Origin of the sequence: Ureibacillus suwonensis (assembly GCF_042655065.1) — a bacterium.
In the GTDB taxonomy this organism is placed as follows: domain Bacteria; phylum Bacillota; class Bacilli; order Bacillales_A; family Planococcaceae; genus Ureibacillus; species Ureibacillus suwonensis.
Genome location: NZ_JBHSNQ010000051.1, coordinates 1 through 11,441 on the forward strand (window position 1 = coordinate 1; position 11,441 = coordinate 11,441).

Below are 11,441 nucleotides of genomic sequence, written 5' to 3' on the forward strand. Positions count from 1 at the left end.
AATTTTACAGGCACGATATTGAGTTTTTCCGTTGTCAAAAAAAGAACACCTCCTCTGTAATTGTTACTTTCATCTTACAGGGAGGTGTCATTGATTTATAGGCGTTGTTTGATTTCGGGCTTACAATGTCTGTATCAAAATGTACATTTTTGCTTATATAAGTATGTACACTTTTGACCGTTATACGGCTCTCTATACAAGTTAGTGCATAATTACAACTTGACACGGAGCCTCTGCGGGCATGATTATGCCGCTAAAAAGCCAGCAGTAACAAGGGCTGGCAAGCCAACCAAGGCTATCATACCCGCCACTCCATGTAAAGTTGTAATATACAGGGGAAATCAAAAATGTACATCTTTAAACGAGCGTTTTTGTACATGCTTAATTCAGCATTTGTAAGTGAAGAAAAGTCGACCAGTCTCAGGGGATCTTTGAATCCGTATTAAAAACTGGCTAACTTCACACCCTTATGCGAATCGGTTTAGTATATTGGGTCCATAGAGATCGTGTATAAGAAAGTGGAATCGATAAGGTAATGTGAAGACTTCTATGAATTGGCAAAGAAGGAGTAATGGAATGAAACATGTTATTGGTTTAGATGTTAGTAAAGGAAAGAGTACAGTAACGATCTATGATAGTTATCGTCAGTGCAAATATGAAGGTGAAATCAATCATACACGAAGAGATTTTGAACAATTGCATAAGCGAATAGTAGATATTACATCACTTGATGACTAAGCACCAGACATTGTATTTGAAGCAACAGGTGTTTATTCAAAACCGATTGAAGCATTTTTAAAAGATTACGGTTATGCATATTGTCGGATGAATCCCCTTGAAGCGAACTTACAAATGGCGAAGATGCGTCGACATAAAACCGATATAAGCGATGCTCATGAATTAGCCAAAACACATTTTAAAGTGGAGAGAGAACCAACCTATATCCAAGATGATTATTATGAGCAGATGCGTGCATTGACACGTTATTATGATGAAATTGTTGAAGAAATGATTTTATTAAAAAATCGTATGCATTCCATTTTACAATTGAGTTTTCCAGAATTAGAAAAAATACTGACACCAAATTCTGCACTATTTTTAAATATAGTACAACTATACCCTCACCCAACACTTGTTTTAGCTCACTCTAAAACTGTCATGAAGAATCGCCTAAAAGCGAATACAAGAAAGAACCTTTCTTTAGAACGTGCAGAGAAAAAAGCAATTGCTTTATTAGAAGCTGCTCAAAATAGTTATCCAGCGATTCAATCTACCGATGTGCGATGTGAACAAGTCCGTGATTACGCAAATCGAATAGCAGAATTAAAGGATAAAAAAGAAGCACTTGTCCAACAAATGATTACTTTATCAAAAGATCGAAAAGAGTATATGGTTTTACGTTCCATCCCTGGTATCGGTGATTCTACTGCTTGTAGATTAATTGGGGAAACGGGTGATATTCGTCGCTTTCAAAATGCTAAACAATTGAATGCTTATGCGGGAATTGATATTATGCGCTATCAATCGGGGAATACACAGTATCATGATCGTATTAATAAAAGAGGTAACAAACACTTGCGAAAGCTTTTATATTTTATGGTGTGTGCCATGATTATGAAGAAGAAAGATAAACCGAATCATTTTGTAGATTACTATTATAAATTAAAAACACAACCTCAGAGAAAGCCTCATAAGGTTGCGATTATCGCCTGTATCAATAAATTTTTAAAAGTGACGTTTCAGTTACTGACACATGGCATTTTATACGATTATGAAACTGCCTTAAGTTAAATAATCGATTAACTACACTATACCATAAATGACCTTTCGAAAAAATTAAAAATCGTTAGGTCTTTTTGGCATGCCAAAATTTAGTTGTAGTGGTGAGGGGGTACCCCCTCACCACTACAACTAAAATAAAAACATATACAAATTAATAAAATATACTTGACTGATCGTAAGAAGGGGCTGTCTAAAAAGTCCATTTTAGTTGAAAATCCGCCAAAATTAAAACCCAAAGAATGTTGATTTTACAGCATTCTTTGGGTTTGCTTCTTTTAGATTTCGGGATTAAATACTACTTTTCGGACAGCCCCTTGTTTTATTTTTAAAGCTATTCAAATGGTAAAATTTATGTGACGTTATCTATGTATAAGAGGAGGGCAATTTGATGGCGTATAGATTTACAGCAATAGAGCCGATTCGATATCATGAATTTGATTACGAGAAGTTTTTGAACTTTTCTATAGCAAACTCTCAATTAGGAGAATTGCCTTTCAGAAAAGAGTGGAAAGACAAGTGGCTTTCAATTCTTACTAAATATGATGATGATGTTAAAAAATACATAGAAAGCCATTCTGACACAAATCCGATGCTGGAACGTGCTAAGGCTAATCCAAAACAATTCAAAAAAAGAAATGAGATGTTTTTATATGAATTTACATCACCGAATGCTGGTTCTTTTTATTTTCATTTTGATGTAGAAAAAATCAAACGCTTAGCAGAAAAGAACAGACTTCATAAGGTTACATTGAATCGTTTCCAATTTTATTTGGATAAAGACACACCTTATGAAAAAAGCAGGATTATAAATAGTTCCTTGCCTATCTTTGCTCCAATTTTTGCTGTACCTCAACAATATGTAGCTGTCGATGGAAATAAGCGAATTATGGCAAAGCTAATAAACGGGGAACGTAAATTTTCTGGTCTTGCACTTGACCCACAACAGGCGGTCGAATGCTTTTTCTTTGATTTGGATGCATGGTTTTATCGTTTGTTGAGAGAAATGAGTTCATTTTCAAAACTGATATACTTAAAAATCCCTTTTAGTGAGATTAAGAACCAATCATTTGTGTTATAAAAGAAAAAAATGATATGAGGGTTTTCACCTCATATCACATTTACTTATTGGATATTAAATCTCAATTTTGATTACATTCGATTGTTTGCCCCTTATAATGTTACGGTGAACCTCTACGCAAGCAAAGTTTTTGATGCGTTTAAAAGCAATGTAGTGCTTCAAAGTTTTCATTTGCACATCATCACTAAGCGACATCATATGGTCTTTCAGTTTTTCAAATCGATCTGTTAATTTAATATTTGCCTGGTCTAAATAATCAGAAACGGTTTTCATACGTGTAGTGCGCATAGACACCGCTGAGGCTACTGTTGTATCTTCTATACTATTTGTTGTCTGAGCTGTAGAGGCATTAATTAAATCAAGCAGTATATAGCTATCTTCATAATGCTTATATTGATAAAGTTCAATATTTCGATTAATCTGTTGAACGGCATATTCGTCGTATTTAGTAAATCCACCTGCGATGCATAAAAGTCGAGGGTTGCTCCAATCAATTGCGTTCGCTACTTCGTCTCCAAATTTTCGGAGAACCATTAATTCAAATTCTGCTTTATGATCCAGTAGCCAGTCTAAATAGAATAAACCTTGATTGATGACATTCTCGTTAATTGAGCGTTTATACTCGATGATAATTGGTGAATTTTTTTCATCAATACCTAACGTATCAATGCGACCAGCATGTTTTTTTCCTGTTGTATATTCAGAAGCTAAAAACCGAATTCCTAATAAAGTTTCTAAATGCTTTTCGAAAAGTTGCTGAAGTGATTTTTCAATCGCAAGCGATTTACCTTCTAATTCTTTTACAGTATCGTTTTTTATTTTGAAAAGCTTTATATCACCCATGTCTTTTTCTCCTTAACTGAAATATTCTCGATGCATCTTTGTAAGCTTATTGTATCACGGTTAAAAATGAGAGGTGAGTTCGTTTTTTATATTATATTGATAGGTGTCCCAAAATCATACTTTTCGGGGTGTATGATAACTATGTTCCAAAAAGCTTTATAATGTTATTTGAAATGTTCCAAATCTAATGTTAAATTTTAGTATTATGAAGTCTGGGTAGGAGGGAACTTATTGCCAATAATTTATGTAGGACCTGGTGTTGTAGTCTATGTAATTATTGAAGATCAAATATATAAGGGGACAATAGTAAAACTTTTTAAAAACAAAAAAATAAGAGTAGAATATACAAATAATAAAAATACTACTATCGTTGGTAACTTTGAATATGGAAAAAATGTATTTATGACTTGGCTTAAGGCATGGAAAATTAAAAATGAAAGATTCCCTTCAGAAATTGCCGAAAGTAGACCAGTATTTAGTGGGAAGGGAAATAATGTCAAAGAAAAAGGCGATACAAATATCGATAAAAATGAAGAAAATTCAATTACTACTAAGTATAAAACTATTCCTATATGTAATTCATGTGGTGTTGCGCTAAATGAGTTTGGGCATTGTAGATGTACTCTATGATATTTGAAATTTTTAATTTAGTGTAACGAATTGTACTTTCCAAAATCGGATTAAGTAAAGTAAGAAATCGCGTTAAATCAACAATATGAAATTTTGAGAGTTTAGCTTTTTTCTTGAACTTTCCAAAACAGGCCTGCTATATTAAAAGTGTAAAGTTGAAGGTAGGTGATTACAATGAATGTTGTTAGCCCTATTCGAGATAAAAAACAGTTAGAAGCAGTGAAGGGCTATTTAAGAGGAAAGAACAAGCGCGACTATCTGTTGTTCATGATTGGTATTTCATCGGCTTTACGAATTAGTGATATTTTACGATTAAAGGTCGAAGATGTTTGGACTGGCAAAAAGCCTGTCGAATATGTGGATCTGCATGAAAAGAAAACTGGTAAATATAAACGATTTCCTGTGACACCGAATTTAAGTAAGGCGATTAAGGAGTATATGACCGAGTATAGTCCTGCACAAGATCAGTTTTTATTCGTTAGCCGAGTGGGTGAAAATAAGCCAATTACGCGTCAGTATGCGTCGATGATGTTAAATGAAGCATGTGACATGGTCGGTATCACTGAACCATTCGGAACACACGGTATGCGAAAAACATGGGGCTACTGGGCTTTCAAACAAAATATTTCGTTAGACTATATTAGTTTAGCGTTGAACCATCGCTCTGTTGCCGAAACGAAAAGGTATTTAGGGCTTCTGCAGGAAGACTTAGATAACATCTATCTACAAGTAAATTTATGAGGAAGTTTTAATAATTGATTAAACAATTGAATCAAATGAAACGTGCCACAATTTCGTGAGGTGCAAACTCAAAAAAAACTTTGGGATTTGCCTTTATGGAATTGTGGTTATTTTTTTGCCCAAAGTAAGCGAGGTGTTTATAAATGATTAAAGAATGGAAGGATTCAACCTTAAAGCGTTTTATCCAAGAAGGACGTGGTGCAGGTGAGGGCAAGGAGTACAAGCCTTGGCTTCAAGTGCAGGATGTGAAATCACGTGGTCGTTCTACTCGCATTTTTAGTCAGAAGACGCAACGTGTGATGCATCTGCTGAGCGATTTGCAATTGCATTACTATTATTTATTAGAGTTTGATGGATCCGTAGTTGACATTCGTGAGCATTATCCATTGCTCGATTTGCATGAACAGAATTTGCCATTAGATGCGAAGCTACAAAAGAAGCTATTTAACGCTAAAACGAATGTGCCTCATATTTTCACGACAACTTTTTATATAACGAAAATTAATGCTAAGGGCGAGCCATATCACGAAGCACGTGTCATTAAAAGTTCAACTGAATTGGATAAATCAGTAACAATTGATAGGTTACAAATCATTTACAGCTATTTTAATAAGAAGCAAATCGATTTTGGCATCGTGACTGAGAAAGATATAAATAAACAAAAGGCACTGAATATTGGATGGTTCATGACTGCATTCGACCTTTCTGATTTTCCTGAAATCGATGCAATACAACATTATTTGAAAGTCGATTTATTCAAGCTTTTTCAAATGCCCGGAATGAGTTTTAATCGTGCTTTCACTCGTTTAGAAAAAACGTATCAGTTACCTGAAGGCAGTGGGCTAACATTGTTTAAACATTTGCTCGCCACAAAGCAGTTGGCGATGAATCTAAACAATCCGATTGATTTAACAGATTGTGTTTCAACATATGACGTTCAACTAAAAGTAGGCGGTGATCGAGATGCAATTAGCGGTTAATATGCTTTTAAAATGTTCCGAAAGCAACTTGATTGAACGGATTGTTTGGCTGGACGATCAATACTGTTATGTTGTGAACATAAATGAAGCCAGTTTCCCTTATCAATTGACGCTGGAGGAAGTAATCGAAAGTTTGCAAAATGAAACAAAAGTTATTGTTGAACAAGATCCTTTTGTAATATCTGTTGAAGATCACGAACTAACAGAAGCTGAATTATCAAAACGTGAATTTGCTTGGGCAATTATTCAATCAATTTATGTAATACCTGCTATTTTTGATTCAAAGCTAAGGGCGCAACTAATAAAAGAAGCAAGTGAGGATTTTGGTGTTACGAAGAAAACAGTTCGTCAATATCTGAAACGCTATTGGGCAAGGGGGATGACGAAAAATAGTCTTCTCCCAGATTATATGAATTGTGGTAAAACTATTAGCCAAGAAAAATCATTTACAAAGAAACCTGGCAGACCAACTATTTATGATTCAGCGATTAAACGAGCACCTGTTACAGAAGAATGGAAGAAGATTTTTCGTGGGGCATTAGAAAAACACTATTTTATAAAATCAAAGCCTTCATTGAAATATGCGTATCAACAAATGCTGAAAGAGTCTTTTTCTAAAAAGGATTTCCAGTCGGGTGTAAAAGTGCTGGATCTGGATAATGCAATTCCAACATTTGATCAATTTTATTACTGGTATCGCAAGTGGTATAAAGCGGATTACGTAGTACGCAAACGTGAAGGACAACGAGAGTATTTAAAGAACTATCGAGCGATTATTGGCAGTGCTACAGAAGATGCCAAAAGCATTGGTGTATTTGCGATTGACGCTACTATTGGCGATATTTATTTAGTATCAACATTAGACAAAAACAATGTAGTTGGGCGACCGACTATTTATTTAATAGTAGATATTTTTAGCCGAGCGATTGTTGGTGTAAGTGTTACGTTGATGAATATGTCAGGAGAATCTGTTAGGGTCGCATTAGCAAATTGTTTTGATAATAAGCAAGCTTTTTGTAAACGTGTTTTAAATATGGATATTGGTGAGGGAGATTGGCCGATGCATTATATACCTCATACTATCTTAGCAGATCGAGGAAGTGAGTTAATATCTGACTCTTTAACAAGCCTTACAGAAAACTTAAATATTAAGCTAAGTAATATAGGTCCGTATCGCCCTGAACTCAAGGGTATTTGTGAGTCGTACTTTGGGATTTTACAGCAACATTTAGCACCGTTTTTACCAGGAGCTGTACAAAAAGATTTCAACAAGCGAGGTGGAAAAGATTACCGAAAGCTTGCGGTGCTAAACATTCAGCAATATACGCAAATATTGGTACGTTGCATCATTTATTATAACCATCGTTATTTGGAAGGCTATCCTCTAAGCAAAGCTATGATTGAGCAAAATGTCTTTCCGACACCTATAGAAATTTTTAAATGGGGTTTAAGTAGAGGGAATGGGCGTTTGATTCAGTTATCTTCCGAACAAATTCGAAGCAATGTTTTGCCGACTGGTGATGCAACAGTTACAGCTAAAGGAATTCGCTTTGCTGGGCTGTATTATAGTTCGAAGCAAGCATTAAAAGAAAATTGGTTTTCTCAGGCACGCATAAAAGGAAGTTACAAAATTAAAATTCAATATGATCCACAAGATGTGTCTGTAATATATTTACGTCATGATCGAAGAAATTACGAAGTGTGTCATTTAGTGGAATATCAATCGATGTATAAAAACGTAACACTTGAAGAAGTGCGATTACTACAATTGAATCGTAATCAACAACAGGCAGATTTTGAACATGTTGAATTGAATTATCAAATACAGTTGGCACAGGAAATTGAAGCCATAGTGCAACAAGCGAAAGCTGAAGATGATTCATCTCTACCAAAAGATATTAAAGCTATTCGCCACAATAGAAAAATGGAGAAAGAACTTCTTATTAATTCAAAATATGAACCAAACAATGAACCACCAGTCTTTCATATCACTCCCATTCAAAAAAACAAACTATCGCTATTTCAAGCAAAACAAAAGGAGGCGTTAGATGATGACTATCAAACTTAAAAATGGAACAGTTGCACAGTTGGCTAATTATCAAGCTGATACAGATTTAATTGAATATCAAAATAATCCATTAATTGAAGCATTGCCACCAATCTATTCGCATGAGCAGTTAGTTGAGTTGCTTATGTTGTATCCTCCTTTTCATGAAAGAGAGCGTTTGTTGGATGAATATAAACGTGTACATTATATTCAACGGCTCTTTCAATATTTTCAGCCATTTCCTTTACACTTGGAAATCTATTCATCAATCGATCGTGTTTTGCGAACAGGATACTTGTCGAGAAATCCATTGTCAAAAGAGTTTGCAACAAGCTTCTACGATATTAAGAATTTAAAGATGACAAACTTCGATAATGTTGCTAATCAAACCGGACAGACGATTAGCATTATTGGTACATCGGGTGTAGGAAAGACACGCACATTGCAACGGATTTTAAATCTTTATCCGCAAGTCATATCGCATGTGGAATATAATAAACAGCCACTGAACATGTATCAAATCACGTACTTATTTATACAAACACCATTTGATGGTTCTGTTAAAACACTGATTTACGATTTCTTTTATCAGTTCGATCAATTAATGGGAACGAAATATTTTGATCGATATGCGAATAGCCGACTATCGACAAGTCAGCTAATGCCAATTGTAGCGAGCCTTTCGAAACATATTGGTGTTTTAATCATTGATGAAATTCAGCACTTAAAATCGATGAAACAAAAGAGTTCGAATGAGATGTTAAATTTCATGACCACGCTAATCAATCAAGTCAATATTCCACTTGTGATGGTTGGAACGCCAAAATCGTTAGAAGTGCTTCAATTACAGTTCCGACAAGCAAGGAGAAGTTTTAATCCAGGTAATATTCTGTGGGACCGTCTGCAAAAGGACGAAATATGGGATTTGCTAATTGGAGGACTGTTTAAATACCAATGGACGCGATTTGAAACGCCATTAACACCAGAGTTATCCGCTTTGTTTTATGAACATACACAAGGAATATGCGACATATTAATTAAGCTCTTCATGATGGTACAGCTTCGAGCAATAAGTAGCGGTGAGGAAAAGATAACGCCAGAGCTTATTAACAAAGTAGCAAATGAAGAGTTGAAAATGGTGCAACCGATGCTAAAGGCGCTAAAAGAAGGTAATGTTAAACGATTAGTTGAATATGATGATTTGTTCTTGCCAAATATTGAAACCTTTATGCAACGAGAGAAAGTTCAATTAGATAAAAAACAAGTGATGCAGTCGCTAAAAGATGGCGTGGCTAAACATCAGAAGCAGGAAGAGTTGATTAATGAAGCGATTGTTCGTTTGCAAATATTAGGTATCGACGAAGCCGATGCCAAACCACTTGTTATGAATGTTTTGAAAGACGAGCCTCTTAATGATGTAGCAATACTTGTAAAAAAAGCTTATTTAGCATCAGCTAATATTGCATCAGAGTCTGCTGTTGAAACGATAGATTTGCGAGATGTTGTAAAGCAAGGAAAACAAGCAGGGAAGACGGCTTACGAAGCTTTACTTGAGATTGGAATGATTCGCCGAGAATACGTGGAGTGCGATGCTTTGTGATTATTCAATTTCCAACGCAATATAAGGATGAATTATTATATAGTGCAATATCTCGTTATCATCTACGGTCAGGAAATTTGTCATATTTGTACACATTGGAAGATTTGTTTGGTAAGCGCACGATAACTGCAACACCAATATTGCCCTGCGGTATCCAAAAGCTAATTAGCAGATTGCCAAAGCATACAACTTTAACGGAAAAGTTGTTGATTGAACAACATACACTATATCCATTTTATACAGCATTTTTGCCAGAGGAAAAGGCAGTATCCATTTTCAATCAAATGATTGGTGATGATGGAAAAAAGTTATATACAACAGCGTGCATTATGTCGAGTTCGGTTTCACAAAATAAGTTTTTTCACTTTTGTCCACTATGTTTTGAGGAGGCTGAACAGGGTGAACGATATTGGAATCGATTGCATCAGCTTCCTGGGCAACTGATTTGTAACAAGCACTATGTTTTGTTAGAGAAAAGCACTGTTAGATTAATCCAGTCTGATCGTTGCAGTTTTATTTTGCCTACTGCTGAAAACTGTAAATACAATGAGATTCGCTATGTGACTGAGCCGTTGAAAAGGCAATACATGCTACTGTTAGAGCTAATAGATGAACTGTTGTCGAATCCAATAAAGCATTATTCATATCAAGAGTGGACGAAATTTTATCAGAAGTTATTATTGCAAAAGGGCTATGGAAAATTCAATTCGCAGGTACGTATTGATCAAATGAAATTACAGGATGATTTATTACATTTTTATTCTGATGAATTCTTAAAAAAATTAGGCATGACATCAACTGTGTGGGTTCGACTGATGGTTCAAAAGCATAGACAATCGTTTCATCCGTATCATCATTTGCTAATGTTAGGTTTTTTAGGAGTTAAGGTTGAGGATATTCCAACTATTATGAACTCAATCAGCGCTATAAGTTTCAAGAAACCTGTTGTAACGCCACCTATTAAACCAACAAATCCAAAAATTCTTGAACGCATTGAAGATAGAAGGCAAGAGTGGTTGCAACTGCAAGAGAAGTATCCAAATAAAAGTAAGTCAGAGTTACGAAAAATGCAACCAGCTGTCTACACGTATCTATATCGTTATGACCGTAACTGGTTGGAAATGAATTCTCCTAAGCTCTCATCTCGCAAAGCTATAAATAAACGAGTCGATTGGGAACAACGTGATAAAGAACTCTTGAAAAAAGTTAAGAAAGCGACGGCAGATTTACTTTTACGAACGGAAAAATTAAGACGTATTACAATTAAAGCTCTGGGGGATGAAACTGGAGAATTGGCGCTGTTGGAACAGCAATTATCCAAGCTACCAAAAACAAAAGCTTATATTGAAAGTGTAAAAGAAACTGAAGAAGAATTTCGTGAACGTAGGATACGGAAAGTGATTGAACGAATGCGAGTAAAGGGAGAATCCATTCAGAATTGGAAGGTAATTAGGGAAGCAGGAATTAATGCAAAATTTTATAGTGAAATAAAAGAATTGAGATATTATAAATAATTGTTTAATCAGTTACTTATTATTGGAAATTACAAAAGTTAAATAGATGTGAAATGGAAATAAACCTTGTGGGTAATTTTGGACTTATTACTTAAAATTTAGGGTAATCGGATTAGTGAGTTGAAAGAGGGTTAAAACTCTCCCTCTTCCATCGCTCTCACTAAAGTTGAAATGTCTGCTCCAAGTGTAACTGGTGGCCACTGTGCAATGTCATCCCAAAAGTTTC

General features: G+C 35.1%; 8 protein-coding genes and 1 pseudogene. 8 read left to right on the forward strand and 1 reads right to left on the reverse strand.

Annotation, left to right across the window (positions count from 1 at the left end):
• The first annotated feature begins 576 nt into the window (after window positions 1-576).
• Together ACFPOH_RS06465 and ACFPOH_RS06470 are read left to right on the forward strand one after the other, a co-directional pair.
• A pseudogene (locus tag ACFPOH_RS06465) lies at window positions 577-1,791 on the forward strand (IS110 family RNA-guided transposase).
• 379 nt (window positions 1,792-2,170) lie between these two features.
• On the forward strand, window positions 2,171-2,860 hold the full coding sequence (locus ACFPOH_RS06470; protein ID WP_390309094.1) for a hypothetical protein: 690 nt from the start codon (window positions 2,171-2,173) through the stop codon (window positions 2,858-2,860).
• 54 nt (window positions 2,861-2,914) lie between these two features.
• On the opposite strand, the gene ACFPOH_RS06475 is transcribed toward ACFPOH_RS06470, so the two are convergent.
• Window positions 2,915-3,703 (reverse strand): DUF91 domain-containing protein, encoded by a 789-nt coding sequence (locus ACFPOH_RS06475; RefSeq protein ID WP_390309095.1) that lies wholly within the window; start codon window positions 3,701-3,703, stop codon window positions 2,915-2,917.
• 231 nt (window positions 3,704-3,934) lie between these two features.
• On the opposite strand from ACFPOH_RS06475, the gene ACFPOH_RS06480 reads away from it, so the two are divergent.
• From ACFPOH_RS06480 to ACFPOH_RS06505, 6 genes are all read left to right on the forward strand, one after another.
• Complete coding sequence (locus tag ACFPOH_RS06480; RefSeq protein ID WP_390309096.1) at window positions 3,935-4,333, forward strand: hypothetical protein; 399 nt, start codon at window positions 3,935-3,937, stop codon at window positions 4,331-4,333.
• Between the two features lie 174 nt (window positions 4,334-4,507).
• On the forward strand, window positions 4,508-5,074 hold the full coding sequence (locus ACFPOH_RS06485; protein ID WP_390309097.1) for a site-specific integrase: 567 nt from the start codon (window positions 4,508-4,510) through the stop codon (window positions 5,072-5,074).
• 143 nt (window positions 5,075-5,217) lie between these two features.
• Window positions 5,218-6,054 (forward strand): TnsA endonuclease C-terminal domain-containing protein, encoded by an 837-nt coding sequence (locus ACFPOH_RS06490; protein ID WP_390309099.1) that lies wholly within the window; start codon window positions 5,218-5,220, stop codon window positions 6,052-6,054.
• The gene (locus ACFPOH_RS06495) at window positions 6,038-8,122 is read left to right on the forward strand and encodes a Mu transposase C-terminal domain-containing protein (protein WP_390309100.1); all 2,085 of its coding nucleotides are present in this window, start codon (window positions 6,038-6,040) and stop codon (window positions 8,120-8,122) included. The genes ACFPOH_RS06490 and ACFPOH_RS06495 overlap by 17 nt, the downstream gene beginning before the upstream one ends.
• The gene (locus tag ACFPOH_RS06500; protein WP_390309101.1) at window positions 8,103-9,701 is read left to right on the forward strand and encodes an ATP-binding protein; all 1,599 of its coding nucleotides are present in this window, start codon (window positions 8,103-8,105) and stop codon (window positions 9,699-9,701) included. The genes ACFPOH_RS06495 and ACFPOH_RS06500 overlap by 20 nt, the downstream gene beginning before the upstream one ends.
• Window positions 9,698-11,215, forward strand: coding sequence for a TnsD family Tn7-like transposition protein (locus ACFPOH_RS06505; protein ID WP_390309103.1), 1,518 nt, complete (start codon window positions 9,698-9,700; stop codon window positions 11,213-11,215). Before ACFPOH_RS06500 ends, ACFPOH_RS06505 begins: the two co-directional genes overlap by 4 nt.
• Window positions 11,216-11,441 lie beyond the last annotated feature (226 nt).

Excerpts from the sequence above, each read along its gene's own strand:
- ACFPOH_RS06470 (WP_390309094.1), top strand. The coding sequence starts at position 2,171 with ATGGCGTATAGATTTACAGCAATAGAGCCGATTCGATATCATGAATTT.
- ACFPOH_RS06475 (WP_390309095.1), bottom strand. The coding sequence starts at position 3,703 with ATGGGTGATATAAAGCTTTTCAAAATAAAAAACGATACTGTAAAAGAA.
- ACFPOH_RS06485 (WP_390309097.1), top strand. The coding sequence starts at position 4,508 with ATGAATGTTGTTAGCCCTATTCGAGATAAAAAACAGTTAGAAGCAGTG.
- ACFPOH_RS06490 (WP_390309099.1), top strand. The coding sequence starts at position 5,218 with ATGATTAAAGAATGGAAGGATTCAACCTTAAAGCGTTTTATCCAAGAA.
- ACFPOH_RS06495 (WP_390309100.1), top strand. The coding sequence starts at position 6,038 with ATGCAATTAGCGGTTAATATGCTTTTAAAATGTTCCGAAAGCAACTTG.
- ACFPOH_RS06500 (WP_390309101.1), top strand. The coding sequence starts at position 8,103 with ATGATGACTATCAAACTTAAAAATGGAACAGTTGCACAGTTGGCTAAT.